Raw genomic sequence first — 23,273 nt, forward strand, 5'->3', positions numbered from 1 at the left:
ATTTAAGCTCCCTATGAATCCATCCGACTTCCCTTTAGCCTTTTGCAGCACCTTTCTGTTTGTTCCAGGCAATCGCCCTGAGCGCTTTGCAAAAGCGTTTGAGAGTGGCGCTGCTGCAGTGATCATCGATTTAGAAGATGCGGTCGCACCGGATGACAAAGAGACTGCCCGCAATGCGATTCGGGCTGCTTGGCCGAGCTTTAGCACCGAACAGAAGAGTCGTTTAGTCATTCGCAGCAACTCTCCAGGTAGTCCGTTTTATTCTGCGGATTTGATACTGGCTCAGGAGTTGAAAGCCACCTGCTTGCTCATTCCTAAATCTGAGTCTGCTGATCAGATCAATGGTGCTGCACTGATTTTGCCTAACACCACGCTGATTCCCATGATTGAAACTGCCATCGGTTTAGATCAACTCAAACAAATCGCCAATTCAAATCAAGTGATTCGCCTTGCTTTAGGTAATTTGGATTTACAGGCTGATCTTGGCATGATCTGTGATCCGCAAGAAACACAATTACAGGCTGCGCGCTATCAAATCGTGCTCGCATCCCGACTTGCGCAAATTGCTCCCCCTATTGATGGGGTTACCCCCTCAACAGATGATGAAGCGCGGATTCAAGATGATGCTGAACGGGCCAAGCGTATGGGCTTTGGTGGCAAGCTTTGCATCCACCCTAAGCAAGTTCCTACAGTCAAGAACGCCTTCATGCCATCTGAGCAGGAAATCTTATGGGCTCAGAAAGTAATCGAGGCGATTCAAACATCCCAGGGAGGTGCAGTCAAGCTGGATGGCCGCATGATTGACCGCCCAGTAGTTCTTTTGGCGCAAAGAACGCTTGCACTTGCTGGTAAACACTAAGGTCAAAAACCTGCAAAACTGGCAGAATTGGTCTACATAAAAACAAGATGGAGACCAAAATTGAAGATCAAGAATTTCCTATTTTCTGGCATTGCTAGCGCTATTGCCCTTAGTACTGCTTTGTGTGGCAATGCATTGGCGCAAAAAGACTGGCCCAGCAAGTCAATTACCTTAGTCATTCCTTTTGCCGCTGGCGGACCGACTGACTCTGTTGCACGCCTGATTGCTGTACCCATGGGCCAGTACCTTGGGCAAACTGTGGTTGTTGAGAACGTCAATGGCGCAGGTGGCACCATCGCCACCACCAAGGTTGCACGTGCCGCACCCGATGGTTACACCATCTACTTACACCATATGGGTATGGCAACTGCAAATGCTCTGTATGACAAACTCCCTTATGACCCTTTGACCAATTTTGAATACATCGGTCAAGTAGCGGACGTACCCATGGTGCTCTTGGGTAAAAAAGATTTACCACCAAACAACTTTAAAGAACTAGAGGCTTACATTAAAGCCAATGGTTCTAAAGTGACGATGGCGAATGCTGGTCCTGGTGCGGTGTCACAATTGTGCGGCCTACTCTTTCAAAGCCGTTTGGGCGTCAAGCTCACCAACGTCCCTTACAAAGGAACGGGCCCTGCTCTCACAGACTTGCTCGGTGGCCAAGTAGATCTGCTCTGCGATCAAACCACCCAAACCATTCCGTACATCAAAGATGGACGCGTGAAAGCTTACGGAACCACTACGCTCAAGCGCTTGCCTGCAATCGCCAATGTGCCAACTTTGGATGAACAGGGTCTAAAAGGTTTTGAAGTCAAAGTATGGCATGGCATGTACACACCCAAAGGTGTGCCCAAGCCAATTTTGGATAAGCTCAATGCCGCCCTAAAATTTGCCTTGAACTCTCCAGACGTTAAAAAGCGTTTAGAGGACGCCAATATCGATATCGTTTCACAAGACAAAATGACACCCAATGGCTTAAAGACTCACCTTGAGTCAGAGATTAATAAATGGGGGCCCGTGATTCGTAAGTCGAATATTGCCGACTAAGATTGCGTCGCTGCATTAAAAAAGCCAGCAATTTGCTGGCTTTTTCTTTTACTAAACTTTTATTTGCAGGGGTAGTTGCTAGTAAAGAAACGCATGAGGGTTTTGGCCGCATTGTCTTGATTGAACTGAGGGTTTGCCTTTGTCCATGCTAAGAACTTTTGTAAGACCTCACTGCGAGTCTCACTCTTATTGATAAAGCAGATAGCTGGTTTAGCCTCGGGCTTACGATTTGCTAGGTAGCCCTGGTAAACACCCTCTCCAAAACCAAAACAAAAACTGCGACCTTGCTCGTCAGCAGGATTTTTGCAAAGCTCAACAAATGCAGCTGTACTGGCATCGTCTACTGGAAGATCCTTCTGCGCAAATGCACTTGAAGTAAAGGAAAGAATGGATGCAATTAGTATGAATGTTGCTGGAAATATTTTCATGACTCTTTTCTCTTAATAAAGATTAACGCCTAAAACCACTCATGTGACCGCCACCAAAGCCGCCCATATGACCACCACCGCCACCACCAAAACTACTCATGTGGCCACCGCCACCACCACCAAATCCACCCATATGACCACCACCAAAGCCACGTGAGCGGTCTTCGTCACTATCAAAGCGTGCTTGATCGCGCATGGCATTTTCTTGAGCAGCCTCACGATATACGCTGGGATCAGTTCTATCCATTTGGGCATCATTACGCGCTTCTTGATTGAGGCGTGCCGCTTGATTTCTTTCTTGAGGAGTGGCATCTCTCTGAAAAGCATTATTGGCGCGCTGCGCCTCAAGACGGGCAGCTTGTCTTTGTTCTGGAGTCAATTTATTTTGCCAATCATTCAGTAAACGTTGCTGATTAACGATGCTTGCCGGTCCGATAATGGGACGGGGGGCAATGCGTCCGGATGGATTAATGTTGGTAGAGTTAATCGTGCCATCATTCCAGTTAGGATAGGACCAAAAACCGTCGCCGATCATAAAACCAATTCCAAAATCCATATACCCCCAAGCAGGGTCATAGATGGGATAAGGTGGGTATCCGGAATAAGGCCATGGCCCATAAACTACTGTTGGGTTATAGCTTGGGATGTAAACCACTTTTTCATTAGCGGGGCTGATTAAGATATGTCCGTTCGCATCAGTCGTCACCGTAATTTGTTTATTGGACTTCAGGCTGCCCGCTTTAATAGCCAGCTTTCTAAGCACTTGAATCGCTCTCATCGTATCTGCGGCCTGGAGCTTATAGGCATTGCCTAAGTTCTGAGTCCACTGCAACTTACTGCCCATCATATTGAATGCTTTTGGAAACGAGATTAAGGATTTCACGCTATCGTTCCAAGATTGCGCCTTAAGTGCATTTTGTAGAGCATCACCTTTCAATGATGCATGACTATTTCTCCAGTTGTAAGCCTCTGCCACTTCTAGCGGATAAGTTGACGCTAAAAGCATGAGCGACAGTAAAGAGTCTGGATAAAGCGCTATTGGAGAGACCAATGCCTGTAATTGTTGTGATGAGATCATTTGCGGACCAGCGTTACCCCTAGAGTCATCGGCGTAGTCAGAACCAGCATATTCCTGAGGGTAATAATTGCCACTTGCCTGATAGGGCCCGGGATTCATAACGCATCCACTAAGCAGAGCTCCAGTAGCAATTATTACCAGAACGAATCCTCTTGTTTTTCTGCTCAAGGTCGAAATACTTTCTTGACTTACCTGTTTCATGTCTGCCTCAGTATTGATCTATATACCTAGCTCACTAGATACATCACACTTTACTACTTTGGATTTTAATTGGCATTAACCAGGTCTAAATAAATAGCCAGAGCGCGCTTTATCTTTGCGTCTTTTATATAGCGCGCCCAATATTGCAATACAGGCCCAAATTGCTAAAAAGGGATCGAGTACATAGTCCCAGAGGTTCGCAGACTCATGCCAATGGGCTGCCCAGGCGATGATGGCAAGCGCAATGATCCAGACTCCTTTGGCCCAATTAAACAAACCACAGAGCAATGCAAACAACAGTACGCCGATGAAAAATGGGATCGAGCCATAACCCCAGGCGTACGGATCAACCATGCCAAATCCGAGGGCAAAGGGATAAAAGCTCAAGGCAATCACGGCAAGCACGCATTTAAAGGCCAATGGAATAGGCTTAGCTCCAGGCAATAAAGAGCCCCACAAAAGTAATAAGGTCACAATACTCAGATCCCCTGTCACGCCACGAACATAAGCAGCAAGCGGCAACTCCATTCCCAACCCTAAGGGCCAAAAGAATAGATTGCCAATCAATATCATCATGATGAATTTTGCCATCCATGGAAAAGGCTGAGATGCGGACTTTTGTAATAGCCAGATCACCACAACAGCACAAGTGATTGACATCTCCATCAAGGCTATCGTTTGCATGAAGTCGCTCATTATTTTGCCTCCTCTGCAGGTGCTACTGACTCGGCGCTACTGAGTTGGCTATGAGCATATTTGAGCCATGCTCCTGAAAAATATCGATGACGAATTTTTTTACGGTCCCAGGTATAAACCAGATGCGCATCATTTCCATTGGCCGTAATGAGATATGGATAGGAAAATTCACGGCGTTGATCATCTGGTAATGCTGAATCGTCTTCGAGGACCTCAATGATTTGCCAATGAGAGGATTGCGCATCACTCATCATCAACATCAGGCGCGAGCGACCGGCTTCAATATTATTGAGCGCCAAAATACGAACCCCATCGCTCAGCTGCACTCCTGCTACAGCTGCATTCGGATTAGCAATGGGGAGATCATCAGCCGAATGCCATGCCTGTCCAGAATTTTGAGTTTGACTCACAGGAATTTGCTTGGGCTGATGAGAACCTCGGGTTTGACGAAAGAATGCCGTAGCATCTTGGGCGTTGTTCACAAATACCAGTGGCTGAATTGCACCGCGTCCCGAACTCATCCGTCGCTTATCAATTACTTGTCCAGCATCGATCCTGAGAAACTCCCCAAAGCGGCCGATCCATTCGTGATACGCAGGCAAGCCTAAGCGGCCATCTGCAAAAGTGATCGCAGGAGATTTAACCAAAGTGCTGAGATTGATTAAAGGAGAGCTAATCAGTCGTTGTGGCTTACTCCAGGTCAGCCCTTCATCATCTGAGATCACGCTGGAGATGGAACTACCCGCCCAACCACCAATCGACACCGTAACAAAAAATAATTGCAGGCGGCCATCAGATGTTCTAGCTGGAACGGGATTGCCCAACTTAGCGATGTAACGTGACAAACCTTTTTCTGCGCTGACTCTATCCATAACCACTGTTGGCGCACCCCAGGTTGATGACTTTGGGTCCAGGACTGCACTATTGATCACCACATCTGCTGCGCCCTCGCGACTACCAGCAAACCAAAATGCCCTGATTGCCCCATCTTTCAAAGCAATCAGTGATGCGGCGTGCACCGACGGAGCACCTGTCTCGGGCAACCAAGTATCTAATGGTGTGGGTATATTGGACTTGCTGGGAACTGTAGATTGCTTGACAGGAGCGACAGGCTGTAACTCTAATTGTTCTTTCGCTATGGTTGGAGAGTTCACAGCAAATGAGGTCCATGCTGGACGACTATCAATGTGCAAGAAACCAATCACGGCAGCTAGCAATAAAAAACAGAGGGCAATCACACGGCTCATCTACACATATCCTTCACATTGCTCAGATCAGGGCTGGCGGCTGGTGTTGCTATCAAATATTCATTTACAAAAAGATACTTGCCAATCTGGCCTTTCAGCATTGCAATCATTTCTTCATTCGTATGGCGTGCGCGCATTTCCATTCTTTGCCCCACAATCTGACAAGATTCGCACAAGGCTGGAGGAGCCCCTAAGGGTGCATACACCGCCACCAATGGATAAGCGCTCGTTAAACTCTGAACGTCACTTGCATCTTTAGCAGCATATCCATGCAACTGGGCACCAGGCAGAAGTAAGCGATATTCTTCGTCTTTAGCACGATAATCGCAAGGGATCCAAACATCCTTGCCTTGCATATTAGTAATCGTTTTTACTGAATAGCGACCTAACTCCCCTTCTAGCGGTGCAAGACTACTGGTCAAGGCACAGTAAGTCAGGAAACAAGCAGCTAAGGCCAAAGTTTTGCTTCGCTTGGAGTTCAATAAGCCCATCAAGATGATCACTAGACTAAAACCCATTAGCCCCCAGTGAAAATGAGAGTAGGTCCAAGCAATATTCTCGCCACCGAAACCCGAGAGCTGCAAATTGATGCCTACCCACAACAAGAGCGACAACACTAAGAGCTGCAAACACAATGCAATGCGAAAGCCCCATATAGGCAATCGATTCCAATGCAATGCAATTAACGCTGCAAATGCGGGCATCACCGGCAAAAGATAACGACCAGAGCGTTGACTTGGCAAACTAAATACCAGTAAAAATGCGGCGATTAACAATAACAACAACACTTCGTTGATATCTAGGAACCGGCGGCTACGCCAACATTGCCATAAGGTAGTGATCAAGACAAAAATGAAGAAACCAGCATTGGCTAAGGTGGTGAGCAGCAAAAGCCAAATACTGTCTCCGCCCCGCAGGAGATCTAATAAGTAATTTGAGTTGCGAGCAGCAAACTTACCCGCGTTCTCACCCACAACAAACTCTTGCCACACTGCTGCTGGATAAGGATCCAAAGCAAACCATAGCGCGAATACACCCAGCGCCAATACACAGGCTATCTGTATCTTGTAGAGGTCATGAATGAGTGTTTGAGGGATACTCCACTGTCGCCAGCGCCAATAGTAGAGACCTAGTGCAAGCGATGCTGGCGCAATATAGGCAAACGATTTAGCAAACAGTCCTAAACCAAAACAAATCCCCGCAAATATAGGATATAAGAATTTAGATTCAAAAGCCGACTTGCCCCAATAGAGAAGCGCCATGAATGGCAGACTAATCCAAAAGACTTCTGGAGGATCAGCTAAGAAGGGGCGACCATAACGATAGGTCGCAAAAAAAGAAAGCCACACTAAAGCAGCTAGTAAACCAGTTTGTGTGTTTCCACTAAATCGACGCACTGCCAAACATAAGAAAAATGCTGTGAGTCCTGTGTATAAAACACTGGGCCAACGCAAGTTTTCAAGAGACCACTGATTCGCCCAAGCGGTAGTGGCAATTCCTTGCCAAAAAATAAGCGGTGGCTTGGTATTTTTGATGCCTTCCATCTCAGATTGAAGCGGCAACCAATTGCCAGCATCAGCAGTCATACGCACTATATGCATATAGGGATACTCATCCCCATTTTTAGGCGCAAATCGGCTGTCTAATCCATAAAGATAGGTGAATACACCCAGAAGCAGTATGAAGAGCGCGGAACGGTAAGAGAATGGGCTTCGCATTCCCATAGTTTATAGGGCTTGCAGCTAGGATGGAGAAAACCCAAGCCAACCATTGTTTTGCATGAGCTTATGAAAAATGAATATGAGCTAGATACTACATTCCATGTACTTCTTGATTAAGATATGGAATAGACAAAAATAGACTCATTACCCAGTAATTATCGAAATGGAGACAAACCCCATGCGAGCACCATTTTTAAAACCCGCAATGCTAGTGGCAATGTATCTTGGCCTAAGTCCCTGGTCAACTGCGGCAGCACAAAATGCTGATGCTACGAATTTGTATCACCGCGGTCTTGCCGCTACCTGCGCGAACTGTCATGGCACTGATGGCAAAGGAGTGCCAGATGGTGGTATGCCTTTAATCAATCAACTGACCAGCGAACAAATGCTGACTCAATTAAAAGCATTCAAATCAGGTGCACGTGAAGGCACCATCATGCCGCAGTTAGCCAAAGGCTACTCTGACGAGCAACTCGAAACTATCGCCAAGCAACTTGGCAAGCAACCATAAGGAAGCCCATCATGGATCGTCGACACTTTATTGGTCAAAGCGCAGCTGCCTTAGGTCTACTTGCGGGCTTCTCCGGACAGGCACGTGCTAATTTACAAAAAGCAGAAATTCTGGTGATTGGTGGCGGGTACGGCGGCGCTACAGCTGCGAAGTACCTGCGCTTGTTTTCGAATAACACTGCCAAAGTTACGCTCATTGAGCCTAACCCTACTTTCATCTCCTGCCCTCTGTCTAACCTAGTGGTTGGTGGCTCACGAACTTTAGCGGAGCTCACTACGCCTTATGACAATTTAAAAAAACGTCACGGCATCGATATTATTCAAGACAGCGTTACTAGCATAGATCCCGACAAGAAAACGGTGAAGTTAGCTTCAGGTAAAACCTTGCGATATGACAAGGCCATTGTCTCGCCAGGCGTGACCTTAATGATGAATAGCATTGAGGGCTTAGCGCAAGCCAATAAGGCTGGTGTGACCTTGCAAGCATGGAAAGCCGGCCCTGAAACGGTAGCCATGCATCAGCAATTAGCAGCCATGCGGGATGGGGGAACATTTGCCATTAGCATTCCAGAAGCCCCCTACCGCTGCCCTCCAGGACCATATGAACGCGCTTGCCAGGTAGCGAATTACCTCAAGCACCATAAACCTAAATCTAAAGTCTTGATTTTGGATGCAAATCAAGATGTGACTTCCAAAGGCGCATTGTTTAAAAAAGTGTGGGCTGAGCAGTACCCTGGCATTGTGGAATATTTACCAAAGCATAATGTCACTGGAGTAGATGCCAAAACCAAAACCATCAAACTGGAAATTCAGGATGATGTGAAAGCGGACGTATTAAATCTATTGCCTGCGATGAGTGCTGGTGAAATTGCAGTGAAAACTGGTCTAGCAAATTCTAATGGGCGCTGGGTGAATGTGAACTTCATTAATTTTGAATCCACTGCACAAAAAGATATTCATGTCCTTGGCGACTCCATCCAAGTTGCTTATGCAATGCCTAAGTCTGGACACATGGCGAATCAACATGCCAAAGTTGCAGCAGCGGCCATTGTTGCGGAGCTCAGTGGCTGGGAAGTGAATCCAGCTCCGGTACTCACGAATACCTGCTATAGCTTCGTCAACGATCGCGAAGTGGTGCACGTGGCGAGCGTTCACCAATATATTGCTGCTGAGAAGACTTTTAAACCCGTTCCTGGCTCAGGCGGGGTCTCCCCAGGACCATCAACTTTAGAGGGAGTGTATGCATGGGGTTGGGCGCACAATATCTGGGCAGACAGCCTAGGTTGACCCAAGTCAACACTTGTGAAAAAAAGGGGCTCTTAAGCCTCTTTTTTGATTCCGCTTGACCCAATAGAGAAATATACTGAGAAAAATCAATACCTAAAAATGGAGACCTCATCAATATGACCCCTAGCTCACCAAAGGATGCCTACAAATTAGAAGAGGCGATTGAAAAATGGACCGTTCCAATCGGGAACCTATTTGTTTCCTTATTTCATCGCATTGCCTTATTCGGAATTGGTGCAGCAACGGTTTGGTCTGCTGCAGTTGCTTTTCTGGGTATGGTAAATAAAGGCTCAGCCTCGATTGAAGATTTACTCCTGCTATTTATTTACTTAGAAATTGGTGCAATGGTCGGTATTTACTTTAAGACCAATCACATGCCGGTCCGTTTCTTGATCTACGTTGCGATTACTGCCGTGACCCGACTCATTATTGATTTGGTGAACACAAAGCACGAAGCAGACATGGCTATTTTGTTTATGGGCCTTACCATTTTAATTCTGGCCTTAGCCAATGCCATCGTACGTTATGCTTCCTTTAAATACCCCAGCAGATCTGGTGAGGGTGAGTAAAGTCCCATCAATACCATCAAGCTCTAACATCTTCATTTAACTTAAGAAATATTCTGAATGCTATACCTTAGAAAATCCCAAGACAGAGGCTATGCTGACCATGGCTGGCTCAAAAGCTTTCACTCCTTCTCGTTTGCTGGCTACCACGATCCCAAATTTATGGGTTGGGGAAATCTCAGAGTTATCAATGAAGATTGGGTTGCTCCTGGTATGGGGTTTGGCAAGCATGGCCATCGCAATATGGAGATCATTAGCTATGTTGTTGAAGGCGAATTGGCTCACCAAGACAGCATGGGCAATGTGGAAAGTATTCCGCCGGGAGATGTACAGCGTATGAGTGCTGGCACTGGAGTGCTGCATAGTGAATTCAATCACGCTAAAGATCAAACTACCCACTTATTACAAATTTGGATTGAACCAAACGTCCTTGAGATTGCGCCTAGTTATGAGCAGAAGACTATTCCGACCGCTGAGAAAGATGGCAAGCTGCGTTTAGTTGCTTCTCCAAATGGCGAGAATGGCGGCGTCAAAATCTTTGCTGATGCGAAAGTCTATGCAGGCCTCTTTAATGGCTCTCAATCAGCTCAGGTAGCTCTAGACCCAAATCGCAAAGCCTATCTCCATCTTGTCCGTGGATCCTTGCAGGTAAATGGCCAACAACTCCAAACGGGTGATGCCCTACTGATTGAAAATGAATCTACTCTACAAATAGATCATGGTGTCGAGGCAGAGGTGCTGTTTTTCGACCTCAATCCTCAATAATTCCCTGCCCTCACTGACGATTCCTTGGGGATTAAAAAGCAGGCGCTGTATGAATAGGAATGTAGAATTGAATATCAGCTTAATCAGGATTCAATTTAGCTCATGAAATTTAGGGATTACTACGAAACGCTTGGGGTAGCACGGACCGCTACTGAAGCAGAAATCAAAGCAGCGTATCGCAAACTCGCTCGCAAATTCCATCCAGACGTCAATAAAGAATCTGGCGCTGAAGAAAAGTTTAAAGAGATCGGGGAGGCTTATGCCGTCCTGAAGGATACGGAAAAACGTGCCGCTTATGATCGCTTTGGGGAGAACTGGAAAAACGGTCAAGACTTCACCCCTCCTCCCAATTGGAATGAAGGTTTTGAGTATTCCGACGGTGGTTTTGGTGGTGGTCACCCAGGTTATGGCGGTGGCTTTGAAGGCGACCAGAGCGAATTCTTTGAATCGCTATTTGGTAGAGGTAATCACCGTCAAGGTGGTCGTGGCGGTCAATCACGCCAGGGAATGAACTTCAAGGGTCAAGATCATCACGCCAAAATTTTGGTTGATTTAGCTGATGCGTATAACGGCGCAAAGCGCACTATTGCTTTGCATATGCCAGCACTTGATGCCAATGGTCATGTCAGCACCCAAGAGCGTAAATTGGATGTCAGCATTCCGAAAGGAATTAAAGCGGGACAAAATCTTCGCCTTGCTGGGCAAGGTGGACCTGGTGTCGGACAAGGCCCTGCAGGTGATCTCTATTTAGAAATCGACTTTCATCCAAATCCCCTGTATCGCATTGATGGCAAAGATATTTTTATCGACATTCCATTGGCACCATGGGAAGCGGCATTAGGTACGACTGTCCATGTTCCAACGCCCGCTGGATCTACTCTAGAGCTCAAGATTCCGGCAGGTACGGTTGCTGGACGCAAGATGCGCCTCAAAGGCAAAGGCATTCCTAGCGCAGAACCTGGTGATTTGTATGTGGTTCCAACGATTGCTTTGCCACCAGCGAGCACGGATAGCCAAAAAGAAGCTTATGAGAACTTTAGTAAAGCTTTTGATTTCAACCCCAGATCTCACTTGAAGGGATGATGAAATGACACAGATAAATACCACCTGGATTGAAGCAAGTGTTGTTGAAAATGAAGTGCACATGAGTATCGTAGAACTCTCTCATGCCGCTCGCACCCCCCAAGAACTCATCATGTCTTGGGTTTCTGAAGGTGTTCTGAGCCCTCTTGGTTCTTCACCAGAAGACTGGCGCTTTAGTGGTGACTCTCTGAGAAGAGCCAAAACTGCGGCACACCTTACACATGATCTAGAGCTCAATGTTCCTGGTGTTGCTCTGGCACTTGATCTCTTGGACGAAATCGCTCAACTGCGCTCTCGCTTACTGCGCGAGTCTTAAGACTCAGAGCGACTGAGTAGAAGCTCCCAGCGTTGCAGATTTTTCTCTAGCGCTTCAGTAATTTCACTTAAACGGGCTTGCATACTCGCGGCTAGCTCCGGTTCGTTTTTATAAAGATCTGGGTTACTCATCGCAATACCGATATCAGCCTGCTCGGTTTCGAGTTGCTCGATCTGCAGTGGCAAAGATTCCAACTCTTGACGCTCCTTGCCATTGAGTTTTTGCACGCCAGTCTTAGCAACAGGCTTGATTTCTGCCTTGGGTTCAGACTTAGACTCCACCTTAGCGCCTGGTTTAGCAGCAGAGTTATTGGCGCGAATTTTATCTGAGCGGGCTTTTTGGATCTTCCAATCCTCATAACCCCCTTCATACTCGCGCCAAAATCCATCACCCTCGTTCGCAATGATGCTGGTCACTACGTTATCCAAGAAGTAACGATCATGGCTGACCAAGAAAACGGTGCCCTTATAGTCTTGGAGTAATTGCTCAAGCAAATCCAAGGTATCAATATCTAAATCATTAGTAGGTTCGTCTAGTACCAATACGTTTGCCGGTCTTGCAAACAAGCGTGCCAACAAAAGGCGATTGCGCTCGCCACCCGACAAAGTGCTCACCGGAGAATTAGTACGCTCGGGTGCGAATAAGAAATCACTTAAATAGCTCTTGACATGCTTTTTGTTACCGTTGATTTCAATCCATTCGCTACCAGGGCTAATATAGTCTTCAAGCGATGCATTGAGATCAAGACCCTCACGCATTTGATCAAAGTAAGCCACCTCAATCCGGGTGCCCATGGTGGCAGTCCCTGAGTCGGGGGCAATCGTTCCTAAAATCAATTTCAGTAAGGTTGTTTTACCCGCGCCATTTGGCCCAAGTAAGCCCACTTTATCGCCGCGTAGAATTGTTGCCGTGAAGTCTTGCACAATCGGTCTGTCATAGGACTTACTGACGTTTTGTAAATCAGCCACAATCTTGCCACTGCGATCACCCGCTGAAACTGCAAGCTTGACCTGTCCCATCGCGTCTCTGCGCTCAGCACGACTGCTTCGTAATTTTTCAAGACGGGCAATGCGCGCCACACTGCGAGTGCGGCGTGCCTCGACACCTTTACGAATCCAGACCTCTTCTTGAGCCAGCAATTTATCTGCCCTAGCATTAGCCAAAGATTCTGCATTGAGCTCTTGGTCCTTGAGCACCTCATACTGAGTGAAATTACCTGGATAGCTTCGCAAAATACCGCGATCGAGCTCCACAATTTGAGTGCAGACATTATCCAAAAAAGCACGATCATGGGTAATCAGAATCACTGAGCCTTGATATTCTTTTAAAAGCTCTTCTAACCACGCAATGGAATCGAGATCCAAATGGTTGGTTGGCTCATCAAGCAACAATACATCTGGCATTTCTACTAGAGCACGCGCCAAGGCAACTCGCTTCTTAGTTCCGCCCGATAAGGTGCTGATTTTGACATCTGCCTCTAAATGCAAACGATCTAATGTTTCATGAACGCGTTGCTCCCAATTCCAACCACTCAAGGCCTCTAATTGCGATTGCACTTCATCGAGGCGATGGTGAGAGGCATCATCCCAATCACCTACGCTAAGCGCCTCATATTCTTCACGTAGGGCTTTAGCTTGAGCAACCCCTTTAGAAACAGCATCAAAGACTGTTTCTTCTGCCTCGAAAATAGGTTCTTGCGGAACATAAGCTATACGTAGACCTTGCTGGTACTGCAGAAGTCCGTCATCCATCTTCTCGATCCCGGCCAGAATCTTCAACAAAGAGGATTTGCCTGTGCCATTACGGCCAATTAAGCCGACACGCTCACCAGATTCGAGTGAAAAAGCAGTGTTTGCGAGGAGGTCTACGTGGCCGAAAGCCAGTTTTGCATCAGTGAGTACGATTAAAGCCATGGCGACATTATCGTCACTTCCTAAAAAGAGCTTGGATTTTGATATGGGTCAAAGAAAATGACCTTTGAAAACCTACTTTAGTAAGTAATCCAGCGCTAGTGCTTCAGCAACTTTAATCCCATCCACCCCAGCAGACAAGATTCCACCTGCGTACCCTGCCCCCTCACCTGCGGGATACAGTCCTCTGATATTCAAACTTTGAAAATCAGTGCCGCGCGTAATGCGCAAAGGAGAAGAGGTTCTGGTCTCTACGCCTGTTAAGACAGCATCCTTCATTGAAAAGCCTTTAATTTGCTTTTCAAATGCCGGAAGCGCTTCACGAATTGCCTCAATAGCATAGTCAGGCAAACTCAAGGCTAAGTCTGTTAGGTGCACACCGGGCTTGTAAGAAGGCAAGACGCTACCAAACTCCGTTGAGGGCTTACCCTCTAGAAAATCTCCAACCAACTGCCCTGGGGCTTCATAGGTTCCGCCGCCAAGTTCAAAGGCTTTAGATTCGATTGCACGCTGAAACGCGATGCCTGCAAGTGGGCCGCCTGGATAATCATCAGGTGTAATACCCACCACAATTCCGGCATTGGCATTTCGTTCATTGCGAGAATATTGACTCATCCCATTGGTCACGACGCGATTAGGCTCTGAAGTTGCTGCCACCACTGTGCCACCGGGGCACATACAAAAACTGTAGACTGAGCGGCCGTTCTTAGCATGGTGAACCAATTTGTAATCTGCGGCACCAATTAATTCATTTCCAGCATGTGGGCCTAAGCGTGCCCTATCAATTAGCGATTGCGGATGCTCAATACGGAAACCTACTGAAAATGGTTTGGCTTCCATATAAACACCGGCATCATGCAGGGCCTGAAAAGTATCACGTGCACTGTGGCCCAGCGCAAGCACTACGTGGCTAGCAGGTAGATCGTCATGTCCTTCAATTTTGACACACGCAATGTGTCCATTTTCAATATCAAAGCCAATCACTTTTTGTGAGAAGCGAATCTCACCACCAAGATCGATGATCTCTTGGCGCATTTTCTCAACCACACCCACCAAACGGAAGGTACCTATATGGGGTTTAGCAACATACAGAATTTCTGAGGGGGCTCCTGCCTTCACAAATTCCTGAATGACTTTGCGGCCGTAAAACTTGGGGTCTTTAATTTGACTGTAAAGCTTGCCATCTGAAAAGGTACCCGCCCCACCCTCACCAAATTGCACATTGGATTCTGGATTGAGTACATTTTTGCGCCACAGACCCCAGGTGTCTTGAGTGCGCTCTCTTACCTTTTTGCCGCGCTCTAAAACAATGGGCTTGAAACCCATTTGCGCTAACAGAAGTGCAGCAAATATGCCGCAAGGGCCAAAGCCAATGACAACCGGTCGCAATGATTTACCGCTGGCAATAGACTCTGGAGCCTTAGCCTTAAAGTGATAACTCGTATCTGGTGATGGCCTTACATGAATATCTCCATCAAACTTTTTCAGGATGGCTTCTTCGTTTTTGACCGAGAGGTCTACCGTGTAGATAAAAGAGAGTGCTACATTTTTACGAGCGTCGTAACTGCGCTTAAATATATCGAACCGAATCAAATCTTGCGGAGACACATTGAGACGCTTCAGGATCGCTGCTTCCACAGCTTCTGGCGCATGGTCAATGGGTAGACGGAGTTCAGTAATACGAATCATGGGTTTTTACAATACTCGGTAATGAGGTGCTCTTAGCTCGCTATATTCAGTCTCTAGAAGTAAATAATACTGGTTAAATCCTCACTTCTAAGAGAAGGTAGCCGGCACAGGCGATAATGCCTCATGGCTCTACGCGCAACAATCCACAAAGCCGACCTTCACGTCGCAGACTCAGACCGTCACTATTACGGCAGTCACTCCCTCACTATTGCTAAGCATCCATCCGAAACAGATGAGCGGATGATGGTCAGGATCATTGCTTTTGCACTGCAAGCCAATGAGGATTTGGTCTTTACAAAGGGTCTAAGCGATACCGATGAACCCGATCTTTGGATCAAAGACCTCACTGATGCCATCAAACTTTGGATAGAAATTGGGCAGCCTGACGAACGGCGTATTTTGAAGGCCTGCGGTAGATCTGATCAAGTCATTGTGTATTGCTATGGTGGACAAACTAGCAAGATCTGGTGGGATGGCATTGCTAATAAATTGACTCGCGCCCGCAATCTGCAAATTATCTCGATTCCTGCGACACAGGCCAACGATCTCAATAAGCTCGTTGAACGCAGCATGGTGATTCATGTCAATGTGCAAGATGGTGAAGCGTATGTCTCTTCCGACCAAGGTCAAGTGACCATTACACCCGAAGTGTGGCGTAGCAATCAAGAGTAAGTCATTCTATTTCGATGAAAGCGATTGTCTTTGATACCAATGTCTTGCTAGATATTTTTGTCTTTAATGACTTTCGGGCGATTCATCTGAAGCAAGCCCTACTCGATGGAGCACTGGATGCGCTTGCAACCCCCAAAACCTTAGAGGAATTTGCAGATGTGATCGCAAGACCCCTATTTGCCCTGGGACAAAGAGATCAAGAGCAGCTTTTACTGCAATGGCAGTCATTAGCCAGCGTAATAGATGATGAAACCCTGATGCCCTCCCCGTGGCGCTGCCAAGACCCAGATGATCAGGTCTTTCTGGATTTGGCTTATACAGCCAAGCCGTGTACTCTCTTCAGTAAAGACAATGAGGTCCTCAAGTTTGCGGCGAGCGCGGCAAAAGAGTCTGTCATGATTAGTGCTGATTACGGTGCAATGAGTAAGGAAAACGGATGACTAAATCAAAAATGGCCAATCCTGATGATGGCTTATTTAAACCCGGTAGTAAGCTTAAGCATATTAAGAGCGGTGGATTTTATAAAGTTCTCCTGCTAGCGAATGTTGAAGCCTCACTAGAGCCAGCCTATGTTTATGAATCGCTGCAGTCTCATGATTTTTGGATTCGCCCAAAAGCAGAGATGGAAGATGGGCGATTCGAACTAATCTCCGAATAAAAGGAAGCCATCACATGACAGATGACCGTATTACTAATCTAGAAATCAAACTCAGCTTTACTGAAGACCTCATCGAAAAACTGAATGAGACCATTTATAAGCAACAGCAACAAATCGAATTTTTATATCGCGAGCTTAAAGCCATTAAGGAGCAGGCCAGCAGTACTGGTGGCGGAAGCCTCAAAGACGATATTCCGCCCCATTATTGAGTGGCTGATAAGATAGCTTTAGTATTATTTTTATAACATTCTTCAAAAAAGGACGTTCATCATGGGTAACATCACGCTATTTCTAGTTCAGTGGGGATTGACCTCTTTATCTCTTTGGGTAGCCAGCTATATTTTCAGCGGTCTACGCTTTGCCGATGGTAGCTCGCTCTTGATTGCTGCCCTGGTCCTGGGATTTGCTAATGCCGTGGTAAAGCCATTGCTTATTCTCTTTACCTTGCCCCTAACAGTGCTCACGATGGGTCTGTTTTTACTGGTGGTGAATGCCTTGGTGCTGATGCTGGTTTCTGCTTTAGTGAGTGGCTTTACGATCTCTAGCTTCTGGACCGCACTGTTTGCCAGCATCTTTATTTCTTTATTCAGCCTCTTTGTTAGTGGGCTGGTGTTCTAAGAAATCTCTCAATTCGATCCTGGATAGATGCTCGCCCAAGAGTGCATTGCCGTTTTACATGGCTGCCTCTTGGTAGTGAGTGATCGGGCATTCTCGGCGGCAATACTGATGCCGCCAGTCAAGATTCCCAGTCCGATTGCGACGGCACTATTTACAACGCCTGCTTTATTCACTCCAGCTCTCGGATTTTCTAAGCTACCCTCGATCTGTACCAGGCCACCCAAGTCGACACCGGTAGTAAGCCCTGTTTTATCTTGAGGGTGAATCTTGAGGTTAATTGCTTCACTTTGCAAATTGACAGTTCCCGATAAAACAATATCTAGCCTATCCGTTTCAACCCCAACGGAATCTTGAATATTGATGAAACCATTGCTGATCGGCAAATAGACCACAGCACACTCCAAAATCGCCTGCTTATTATTTTTGCGCATCGGGTTCACAGCATTCATGACTGTTACCGCAAAGTCGCCAGCGGTATTTAAGAGCTTCGAGTCCAGGCGGGCTTGTCCAACCGTCAGCTGAACAGCGCCATTGGCAGTGCTTGCCATTTGATGCAAGCTATTTCCTCTGCCTGATAGATTCAGGGCAACCTGAGCTTCCCCACCTGTCATCTTTGCACTGGGGTCTCTGCTCACAACAATCTGCTCCAGCGTGAAATTGTTGGCCATGCCCTTTAAGGTGAAATGAGGGCTAGCACTATGAAACTGCGAGAGAGAAATTTGAGCTTGGGCCTGCCCTCTGCCAAGTTCAAATTTCAAATCCTGAATATCAAGCCTCTCACCTTTAAAGGCGACGGTACCCGAGACATTCTTGAAAGGGGCTTGGTCGGGAACACCCAGCTCTGCAATGTTGATCTGAACCTTACCATCAGCGCTCGGTATTGCATCCAATGGCAATATTGCATCACTAAAGAAATATCGACTTTGGGTTGATGGCGATCTCAAAACTCGGGCAGATTTTTGACCAGAGGCAGCAGCCCCTGCAGCTAGTGGGACCAAATCAAATGATTTCGATGTCAACTGAATATCAAACTGAGGCAATCCTTTTGTAGGCTTATCAATTTTTCCGCCAATATCTAAAGATTTTCCATTGAGGGAAAGCGTTAAGTCTAGGTTCATGTGAACAGGACTTTGGCCCCAGTCAATAATGGCCTGACGCAGAGAGCTCATCTTGCCCTTTAAGCCCAGTTGGTAATCAGCGTATTGCGCATCGAGTAAGACCGCAGTCTTTCCACCCTCACCGATTAATGAGAGTTTGGGAATATTGATGACTTTTGGAGGACTGCTACCATTTTGATAACTAATCCTGGCATCAGTTATCTCAACTGTCTCAATAGCGACTAAATTACTCTGGTCAGAGGCGTTATTTGCTGAGTTACTTGCTGTGGGGCTACTGATTGGAGCACTGCTTGATGAGCTCAAATCCCAATTATCTTGCCCTGCCTTATTGGTTTGCAAATGAGCATCTACGCCCACCAAAGTAATCTTGCTCACTTCAACTCGTTTTGAAAACAAGGGAAACAATTTCACATCGAGCTCGAGATGCTTTACGGATAGCATTTGATCGTCAGATGCCCAACTAGCATTGCTCAATGTCACTTGCTCTGCTTTAACGCCGATTGACGGAAAAATACTCAGGCTAACTGGTCCCGAGATTATTAAATCACGTCCAGCCTCCTCTTTAATCGTTGTGCTCAATAGTTTGGTTAACTTTGCAGGATCTATTGCCGAGGCCGCATACCAAGCTCCTAAGCCGCCCAAGACTAGAGCGGCGACAAAGATGATGAGGCAAAGTTTCAGGGTTTTATTCATGGCTTATTCATTCTATAGGCTTGCTGGGCTGTAGTCTAAAATGTTGCTGATGAATCCAGATCAAATGCCCAAATGCCCTGCCTGCCAGGAAGATATGACTTACCCAGATGGAGTCAATTTTGTTTGTGCGCAATGCGGTCATGAGTGGCCCATGGCAGCAGTAGTAGAAGAGGCCGAAGTAGGTCTCATTGTCAAAGATGCCAACGGCAATCTTTTGGCTGACGGTGACACTGTCACGCTCATTAAGGATCTCAAAGTAAAAGGTTCTTCTACTACCTTAAAAGTGGGTACCAAGATTAAGGGAATTCGCCTGGTCTCGGGAGATCATGAGGTAGATTGCAAAACAGAAGCAGGCAATATGCTACTAAAAGCATGCTTCCTTAAAAAGGCTTAGCTACCTACCTTTTCCTGACTTGCCTTTTTCAATACCGTATAAATCTGGTCTTTTAAAAGCAATTTTTCTTTCTTCAAGGTTTCAATCTCTTCGTGAGTGCTTGCCTCAATGTGCGCTTCCATGCGTTGAATCTTCTGATCTAGATTGTTGTGCTTATCAAATAAATGAGAAAAGTGACGATCTGTAGTTTTTAACTTGGTAATCAATTCACGGAATTCTGGGAACATAGATCTTCTTTCAGTTAAATATGTGGAAAGGTAAAACTAGCATCTTCAGTTTATCCCTGCTCCACGAGGAGAACAATAGCTCTACCGATATTTAAAAATATCCCCTTGTAATAAGGGGGATAAACCCCATATAGCATGTAGCAATTCTGCAAAGAACTTGCAGTAATATCAGTAAGCAATTAAGCACAATGAAACCAAAAGAAGGGTAATAAACCATGGCTACAAAGAAAGTTCCAGCAAAAAAGAAAGTAGCTACCAAGGTGGTAAAAAAAGCCCCTGCAAAAAAAGTTGCTGCTAAGAAAGTAGTAAAAAAGGTAGTTGCTAAAAAAGCGCCTGCAAAAAAGCCGGTAGCTAAAAAGGCAGTTGCAAAGAAAGTGGCTAAAAAAGCTGTTAAGAAGACTTCTGTCAAATCTCCTAAAGTAGATCAATACGGTCTAGAGCAAGACGATGAGTTCTACGGTTTGTACTTTGCTAAGTCCACTAACAAGGGTTTGGTTGAAGTCAAGCCATGCACTTTCTCGCTGATGTACTGGTGGAAAGGTTTGCTTGGCTACCCTGACATGATTGAAATCTCTAAAGGTAGCAATACTGCGATGCTGCAGTTTGAATCTACATTTGGTGGTGGCGATTCTGGCGAAACCGAATTAACCGAACAAGATGTTCTCGATATTGATCACATCATTGAAGTAGATGAACAAGAGATGCTCATCTCACTCTACTCCTATGTGCCGATCCCTGTTCCTGAGAAATTGATTGGCGCATTAGGTTTAGCGATTCTCAATATCAACCCAGAAACCCGCTACGGTAGCCTTGAGCTCTGCTCTACTGAAAATGAAGAAGGTGAAACAGAGCACTTCTTACGCTATCGCGCAGCAACCTACTTGCGTGGTATTAAGTCTGGGAAAGTAGAAGCGATCGAAAGCATGGTCACCAATGGTTCTGAGTTCTTTGGTCTTGCTTTAGATGCAATGTGTGTCAATAAGTCTATTAAGAAGTGGTTGCTGAGCTAATCAATCAGCTGATTCAATTTATCTACACAAGTAGATATACGTCATAGGAAAGCGGTCATTGACCGTTTTCCTATTTTCCGCAATCACTGCGGTGCGCTTGCCTAGCTTTTGACATTCTGCGATCGCCACATCTTGAGCCTCGTCCTGTTTAGCCCCCTTGGGTGCATGCACACCAATCGCGCCATCGGATTGCTTGTATACCCCGAATTCACTTTCAGGGGTTGAGCAAGCCATCGTGACTACTGCAACACCAGCAATACTCAATACACGGAGTAAGTTCATCAAGAATGCCTTAAAAAAAGAAATTGACTTTGGCGGAGAGGGAGGGATTCGAACCCTCGGTACCTTTGACAGTACGCCTGATTTCGAGTCAGGTACATTCGACCACTCTGCCACCTCTCCGAACTGAAGGGCAATTATAGCTTTGGGGTCGCTTGAAAGCTTAGAGGGACTTTAATACTTCTAGGCCGCCTAGATAGGGTTGCAATGCTTTCGGAATGGCAATGCTGCCATCCACTTGTTGCTTGTTCTCAATTAAGGCTACTAGTGCTCTACCTACCGCTAGACCAGATCCATTTAGGGTGTGAACTAACTCTGGCTTGCCTTGGCCTGCTTTAAATCTGGCTTGCATCCGTCTTGCTTGAAAGTCACCCATGCTTGAGCAAGAGCTAATTTCCCGATAAGCATTTTGAGATGGCACCCATACTTCTAAGTCATAAGTCTTGGTGCTACCAAAGCCCATATCGCCCGTGCAGAGCAATACTTTTCTGTATGGCAGCTCGAGTAACTCTAAGATTCTTTCTGCATGACCTGTTAACTCTTCCAAAGCTTGCATGGAGTCTTCTGGTTTGGCGATTTGCACCAACTCTACTTTGTCAAACTGGTGCTGACGAATCATCCCGCGCACATCACGTCCATAGCTACCTGCTTCAGAGCGGAAACATGGAGTATGAGCGACAAATTTCAATGGCAGATCATCTGCATTGACGATTTCATCACGAACTAAATTGGTTACTGGAACTTCTGCTGTTGGAATGAGATAGAAATTTTCAGTTCTGGCTTCGCCGCCCTCGCCTTCCCCGCCCATCTGACGGGGGACTTTGAAAAGATCTTCTTCAAACTTGGGCAACTGACCGGTACCACGCATCGATGCAGCATTGACCATATAAGGGGCATAAACCTCTTGATAGCCATGGTGCGTTGCATGTGTATCAATCATGAATTGCGCTAAAGCACGATGCAATCTCGCAATGGGTCCCTTCAGAACAACAAAGCGGGAACCGCTAATCTTAGCGGCTACTTCAAAATCCAAACCTAATGGACCTCCAAGGTCCACGTGATCTTTAATTTCAAAATCAAACATCGGCTCTTCGCCCCAACGCTTGATCTCTTGATTTTCTGTTTCATCTTTACCGATGGGTACAGACTCATCTGGCAAGTTTGGGATACCCATCAAGAAATCAGATATCTCGGCTTGCAAAATGGCGAGTCTCGCTGCGCCAGATTCCATATCAAGGTTGATCTGACTGGCTTCCACCATTTCCGCTGAGGCATCCTCGCCCTTGCCTTTTTTCATACCAATCGCTTTCGACAATTGATTGCGTTTGGCTTGCAATTCCTCGGTACGAGTCTGTAAAGATTTGCGCTCGGACTCTAGGGTATTGAACTTCTCGACATCGAGTTGAAATTTGCGAGTTGCTAAGCGCGCCGCGACTGCAGCGATATCTTTACGGAGTAATTGCGGATCAATCATTTAATGCTCTATAGATGAGGAGTACTTTGTTATTGAGGCTCTAGTTTAAGCGTAAGACTTCGGCACCCGCTGGTGGCGTGAAAGTAAAGCGATTTGTAGGCAAAGCCACATTTAATTGGATTTTATCTAGGGTAACTAAGACCACGCTCCCTAGTCCATCCATTAACTCCAGGGCTCTTGGTAAGCCATTGGTCATACCGATCGAGATCTTGGTGTAGGGCAAGTCATTGCCACCTTTTGCATTTGTATCTTTTTTCGGCACCAAGCTAACCCACTTCATGCCTAAGCGCTCTTCACCTTCAATCAAATCAAAATGTTGATCTAAGGAAGTTTCACCAAATAAGATGGCTGCAGGGGTTGAAGCTAGCGCTTGGCCTGCTGGACGAAAGGTCGCTTGATTTAAATCCTTGTCCCACAAAATGAGTTGATTGCCATTAGCAATCAGCTTTTGCTCATAGGGCTTTTGGGTGTCCCATACAAAACGGCCTGGACGCTGAAATACAAAATGGCCCTGAGTCTGGCGAATCACTTTCAAACCCTTATCTTGGGGCTCATTTGCTTTGGGTGCGCGTAACTGCTGTTGTACAAAATCCCCTTCTGCAGTTTTAGAGTTTCGGACAAATTGACGCAATTGATCAGCAGCACTTTCGCTTTGAGCAAGCGCTGTACCCGAAAAAAAGATACTTGCAATTGTCAGAATTGCTGCAATGAGAAATCTAGACAT

27 protein-coding genes and 1 tRNA gene are annotated in these 23,273 nt (G+C 46.2%); 15 read left to right on the forward strand and 13 right to left on the reverse strand.

Going from position 1 to position 23,273, the window contains the following annotated elements; all coding sequences use genetic code 11:
• Positions 1–13: 13 nt before the first annotated feature.
• Entirely contained in the window at positions 14–859 is an 846-nt protein-coding gene (locus tag IEN92_RS00395; RefSeq protein WP_215373441.1) for a CoA ester lyase, read from the forward strand.
• A gap of 60 nt (positions 860–919) precedes the next feature.
• A complete protein-coding gene (locus IEN92_RS00400) occupies positions 920–1,909 on the forward strand; it encodes a tripartite tricarboxylate transporter substrate binding protein BugD (RefSeq protein ID WP_215373443.1) in 990 nt (329 codons plus the stop codon).
• Between the two features lie 59 nt (positions 1,910–1,968).
• Here the strand turns inward: IEN92_RS00400 and IEN92_RS00405 are convergent, their stop codons facing one another.
• The 5 genes from IEN92_RS00405 to IEN92_RS00425 form a co-directional block, all read right to left on the reverse strand.
• A complete protein-coding gene (locus tag IEN92_RS00405; protein ID WP_216159513.1) occupies positions 1,969–2,337 on the reverse strand; it encodes a Rap1a/Tai family immunity protein in 369 nt (122 codons plus the stop codon).
• 22 nt (positions 2,338–2,359) lie between these two features.
• The gene (locus IEN92_RS00410; protein WP_216159515.1) at positions 2,360–3,514 is read right to left on the reverse strand and encodes a DUF3300 domain-containing protein; all 1,155 of its coding nucleotides are present in this window, start codon (positions 3,512–3,514) and stop codon (positions 2,360–2,362) included.
• A gap of 177 nt (positions 3,515–3,691) precedes the next feature.
• Complete coding sequence (locus IEN92_RS00415; RefSeq protein WP_215373445.1) at positions 3,692–4,312, reverse strand: hypothetical protein; 621 nt, start codon at positions 4,310–4,312, stop codon at positions 3,692–3,694.
• A complete protein-coding gene (locus tag IEN92_RS00420; RefSeq protein WP_216159518.1) occupies positions 4,312–5,559 on the reverse strand; it encodes an exo-alpha-sialidase in 1,248 nt (415 codons plus the stop codon). Before IEN92_RS00420 ends, IEN92_RS00415 begins: the two co-directional genes overlap by 1 nt.
• On the reverse strand, positions 5,556–7,277 hold the full coding sequence (locus tag IEN92_RS00425; RefSeq protein WP_216159521.1) for a glycosyltransferase family 39 protein: 1,722 nt from the start codon (positions 7,275–7,277) through the stop codon (positions 5,556–5,558). Before IEN92_RS00425 ends, IEN92_RS00420 begins: the two co-directional genes overlap by 4 nt.
• A 181-nt stretch (positions 7,278–7,458) precedes the next feature.
• Here IEN92_RS00425 and IEN92_RS00430 point away from each other — a divergent pair, with 181 nt between their 5' ends.
• From IEN92_RS00430 to IEN92_RS00455, 6 genes are all read left to right on the forward strand, one after another.
• Positions 7,459–7,791: a c-type cytochrome gene (locus IEN92_RS00430; protein ID WP_215373450.1), complete on the forward strand. Its 333-nt coding sequence runs from the start codon at positions 7,459–7,461 to the stop codon at positions 7,789–7,791.
• Between the two features lie 11 nt (positions 7,792–7,802).
• Complete coding sequence (locus tag IEN92_RS00435; protein WP_216159524.1) at positions 7,803–9,077, forward strand: NAD(P)/FAD-dependent oxidoreductase; 1,275 nt, start codon at positions 7,803–7,805, stop codon at positions 9,075–9,077.
• A 116-nt stretch (positions 9,078–9,193) separates the two neighbouring features.
• Entirely contained in the window at positions 9,194–9,646 is a 453-nt protein-coding gene (locus IEN92_RS00440; protein WP_216863879.1) for a phosphate-starvation-inducible protein PsiE, read from the forward strand.
• Positions 9,647–9,703: 57 nt separating this feature from the next.
• Positions 9,704–10,408, forward strand: coding sequence for a pirin family protein (locus IEN92_RS00445; protein ID WP_215373453.1), 705 nt, complete (start codon positions 9,704–9,706; stop codon positions 10,406–10,408).
• 102 nt (positions 10,409–10,510) lie between these two features.
• Entirely contained in the window at positions 10,511–11,491 is a 981-nt protein-coding gene (locus IEN92_RS00450) for a DnaJ C-terminal domain-containing protein (RefSeq protein WP_215373454.1), read from the forward strand.
• Positions 11,492–11,495: 4 nt separating this feature from the next.
• Positions 11,496–11,807, forward strand: coding sequence for a chaperone modulator CbpM (locus tag IEN92_RS00455; protein ID WP_216159527.1), 312 nt, complete (start codon positions 11,496–11,498; stop codon positions 11,805–11,807).
• Here IEN92_RS00455 and IEN92_RS00460 read toward each other — a convergent pair.
• A complete protein-coding gene (locus IEN92_RS00460) occupies positions 11,804–13,720 on the reverse strand; it encodes an ATP-binding cassette domain-containing protein (RefSeq protein WP_216159530.1) in 1,917 nt (638 codons plus the stop codon). The genes IEN92_RS00455 and IEN92_RS00460 overlap by 4 nt on opposite strands.
• 72 nt (positions 13,721–13,792) lie before the next feature.
• Positions 13,793–15,406 carry an NAD(P)/FAD-dependent oxidoreductase gene (locus IEN92_RS00465; RefSeq protein ID WP_216159533.1) on the reverse strand — a complete coding sequence of 538 codons (1,614 nt, stop codon included), beginning with the start codon at positions 15,404–15,406 and terminating at the stop codon, positions 13,793–13,795.
• Positions 15,407–15,529: 123 nt separating this feature from the next.
• Between IEN92_RS00465 and IEN92_RS00470 the strand changes: the two genes are divergently transcribed.
• Genes IEN92_RS00470 through IEN92_RS00490 form a run of 5 tightly spaced genes read left to right on the forward strand, consistent with a single transcriptional unit; the run spans position 15,530 to position 17,354 of the window.
• On the forward strand, positions 15,530–16,078 hold the full coding sequence (locus IEN92_RS00470) for a YaeQ family protein (protein ID WP_215373465.1): 549 nt from the start codon (positions 15,530–15,532) through the stop codon (positions 16,076–16,078).
• 14 nt (positions 16,079–16,092) lie between these two features.
• Positions 16,093–16,518 carry a putative toxin-antitoxin system toxin component, PIN family gene (locus IEN92_RS00475; RefSeq protein ID WP_216159535.1) on the forward strand — a complete coding sequence of 142 codons (426 nt, stop codon included), beginning with the start codon at positions 16,093–16,095 and terminating at the stop codon, positions 16,516–16,518.
• Positions 16,515–16,736, forward strand: coding sequence for a hypothetical protein (locus IEN92_RS00480; protein ID WP_216159538.1), 222 nt, complete (start codon positions 16,515–16,517; stop codon positions 16,734–16,736). The genes IEN92_RS00475 and IEN92_RS00480 overlap by 4 nt, the downstream gene beginning before the upstream one ends.
• Positions 16,737–16,750: 14 nt before the next feature.
• Positions 16,751–16,945, forward strand: coding sequence for a SlyX family protein (locus IEN92_RS00485; RefSeq protein WP_215373470.1), 195 nt, complete (start codon positions 16,751–16,753; stop codon positions 16,943–16,945).
• A gap of 58 nt (positions 16,946–17,003) precedes the next feature.
• Positions 17,004–17,354 (forward strand): phage holin family protein, encoded by a 351-nt coding sequence (locus tag IEN92_RS00490; RefSeq protein ID WP_370623891.1) that lies wholly within the window; start codon positions 17,004–17,006, stop codon positions 17,352–17,354.
• A gap of 8 nt (positions 17,355–17,362) precedes the next feature.
• Here the strand turns inward: IEN92_RS00490 and IEN92_RS00495 are convergent, their stop codons facing one another.
• Positions 17,363–19,165, reverse strand: a complete 1,803-nt coding sequence (locus tag IEN92_RS00495) for an AsmA family protein (RefSeq protein ID WP_216159544.1) — start codon at positions 19,163–19,165, stop codon at positions 17,363–17,365.
• Positions 19,166–19,214: 49 nt separating this feature from the next.
• Between IEN92_RS00495 and IEN92_RS00500 the strand changes: the two genes are divergently transcribed.
• On the forward strand, positions 19,215–19,559 hold the full coding sequence (locus IEN92_RS00500; RefSeq protein WP_251366722.1) for a zinc ribbon domain-containing protein YjdM: 345 nt from the start codon (positions 19,215–19,217) through the stop codon (positions 19,557–19,559).
• Here IEN92_RS00500 and IEN92_RS00505 read toward each other — a convergent pair.
• Complete coding sequence (locus IEN92_RS00505) at positions 19,556–19,786, reverse strand: YdcH family protein (RefSeq protein WP_215373474.1); 231 nt, start codon at positions 19,784–19,786, stop codon at positions 19,556–19,558. The genes IEN92_RS00500 and IEN92_RS00505 overlap by 4 nt on opposite strands.
• Positions 19,787–20,001: 215 nt before the next feature.
• On the opposite strand from IEN92_RS00505, the gene IEN92_RS00510 reads away from it, so the two are divergent.
• Entirely contained in the window at positions 20,002–20,796 is a 795-nt protein-coding gene (locus tag IEN92_RS00510) for a hypothetical protein (protein ID WP_215373476.1), read from the forward strand.
• An 18-nt stretch (positions 20,797–20,814) separates the two neighbouring features.
• Here IEN92_RS00510 and IEN92_RS00515 read toward each other — a convergent pair whose 3' ends face one another.
• The 4 genes from IEN92_RS00515 to IEN92_RS00530 form a co-directional block, all read right to left on the reverse strand.
• Positions 20,815–21,078, reverse strand: coding sequence for a hypothetical protein (locus IEN92_RS00515; RefSeq protein ID WP_215373478.1), 264 nt, complete (start codon positions 21,076–21,078; stop codon positions 20,815–20,817).
• Positions 21,079–21,108: 30 nt separating this feature from the next.
• Positions 21,109–21,198 (reverse strand) — tRNA-Ser (locus tag IEN92_RS00520).
• A 40-nt stretch (positions 21,199–21,238) separates the two neighbouring features.
• Positions 21,239–22,549 carry a serine--tRNA ligase gene (gene serS, locus IEN92_RS00525; protein WP_216159547.1) on the reverse strand — a complete coding sequence of 437 codons (1,311 nt, stop codon included), beginning with the start codon at positions 22,547–22,549 and terminating at the stop codon, positions 21,239–21,241.
• 40 nt (positions 22,550–22,589) lie between these two features.
• Positions 22,590–23,273, reverse strand: a complete 684-nt coding sequence (locus IEN92_RS00530; RefSeq protein ID WP_215373482.1) for an outer membrane lipoprotein carrier protein LolA — start codon at positions 23,271–23,273, stop codon at positions 22,590–22,592.

Source organism: Polynucleobacter sp. MWH-Creno-3A4, from assembly GCF_018881885.1.
In the GTDB taxonomy this organism is placed as follows: Bacteria; Pseudomonadota; Gammaproteobacteria; order Burkholderiales; family Burkholderiaceae; genus Polynucleobacter.

Bases quoted from the DNA above. Each gene is read 5' to 3' on its own strand.
- IEN92_RS00410 (WP_216159515.1), bottom strand. From the start codon at position 3,514: ATGAATCCCGGGCCCTATCAGGCAAGTGGCAATTATTACCCTCAGGAA.
- IEN92_RS00500 (WP_251366722.1), top strand. From the start codon at position 19,215: ATGAATCCAGATCAAATGCCCAAATGCCCTGCCTGCCAGGAAGATATG.
- IEN92_RS00510 (WP_215373476.1), top strand. From the start codon at position 20,002: ATGGCTACAAAGAAAGTTCCAGCAAAAAAGAAAGTAGCTACCAAGGTG.
- IEN92_RS00415 (WP_215373445.1), bottom strand. From the start codon at position 4,312: ATGAGCGACTTCATGCAAACGATAGCCTTGATGGAGATGTCAATCACT.
- IEN92_RS00425 (WP_216159521.1), bottom strand. From the start codon at position 7,277: ATGCGAAGCCCATTCTCTTACCGTTCCGCGCTCTTCATACTGCTTCTG.
- IEN92_RS00505 (WP_215373474.1), bottom strand. From the start codon at position 19,786: ATGTTCCCAGAATTCCGTGAATTGATTACCAAGTTAAAAACTACAGAT.
- IEN92_RS00435 (WP_216159524.1), top strand. From the start codon at position 7,803: ATGGATCGTCGACACTTTATTGGTCAAAGCGCAGCTGCCTTAGGTCTA.
- IEN92_RS00530 (WP_215373482.1), bottom strand. From the start codon at position 23,273: ATGTCTAGATTTCTCATTGCAGCAATTCTGACAATTGCAAGTATCTTT.
- IEN92_RS00515 (WP_215373478.1), bottom strand. From the start codon at position 21,078: ATGAACTTACTCCGTGTATTGAGTATTGCTGGTGTTGCAGTAGTCACG.
- IEN92_RS00485 (WP_215373470.1), top strand. From the start codon at position 16,751: ATGACAGATGACCGTATTACTAATCTAGAAATCAAACTCAGCTTTACT.
- IEN92_RS00480 (WP_216159538.1), top strand. From the start codon at position 16,515: ATGACTAAATCAAAAATGGCCAATCCTGATGATGGCTTATTTAAACCC.
- IEN92_RS00475 (WP_216159535.1), top strand. From the start codon at position 16,093: ATGAAAGCGATTGTCTTTGATACCAATGTCTTGCTAGATATTTTTGTC.
- IEN92_RS00450 (WP_215373454.1), top strand. From the start codon at position 10,511: ATGAAATTTAGGGATTACTACGAAACGCTTGGGGTAGCACGGACCGCT.
- IEN92_RS00405 (WP_216159513.1), bottom strand. From the start codon at position 2,337: ATGAAAATATTTCCAGCAACATTCATACTAATTGCATCCATTCTTTCC.
- IEN92_RS00470 (WP_215373465.1), top strand. From the start codon at position 15,530: ATGGCTCTACGCGCAACAATCCACAAAGCCGACCTTCACGTCGCAGAC.
- IEN92_RS00495 (WP_216159544.1), bottom strand. From the start codon at position 19,165: ATGAATAAAACCCTGAAACTTTGCCTCATCATCTTTGTCGCCGCTCTA.
- IEN92_RS00395 (WP_215373441.1), top strand. From the start codon at position 14: ATGAATCCATCCGACTTCCCTTTAGCCTTTTGCAGCACCTTTCTGTTT.
- IEN92_RS00460 (WP_216159530.1), bottom strand. From the start codon at position 13,720: ATGGCTTTAATCGTACTCACTGATGCAAAACTGGCTTTCGGCCACGTA.
- serS (WP_216159547.1), bottom strand. From the start codon at position 22,549: ATGATTGATCCGCAATTACTCCGTAAAGATATCGCTGCAGTCGCGGCG.
- IEN92_RS00455 (WP_216159527.1), top strand. From the start codon at position 11,496: ATGACACAGATAAATACCACCTGGATTGAAGCAAGTGTTGTTGAAAAT.
- IEN92_RS00440 (WP_216863879.1), top strand. From the start codon at position 9,194: ATGACCCCTAGCTCACCAAAGGATGCCTACAAATTAGAAGAGGCGATT.
- IEN92_RS00420 (WP_216159518.1), bottom strand. From the start codon at position 5,559: ATGAGCCGTGTGATTGCCCTCTGTTTTTTATTGCTAGCTGCCGTGATT.
- IEN92_RS00430 (WP_215373450.1), top strand. From the start codon at position 7,459: ATGCGAGCACCATTTTTAAAACCCGCAATGCTAGTGGCAATGTATCTT.
- IEN92_RS00445 (WP_215373453.1), top strand. From the start codon at position 9,704: ATGCTATACCTTAGAAAATCCCAAGACAGAGGCTATGCTGACCATGGC.
- IEN92_RS00465 (WP_216159533.1), bottom strand. From the start codon at position 15,406: ATGATTCGTATTACTGAACTCCGTCTACCCATTGACCATGCGCCAGAA.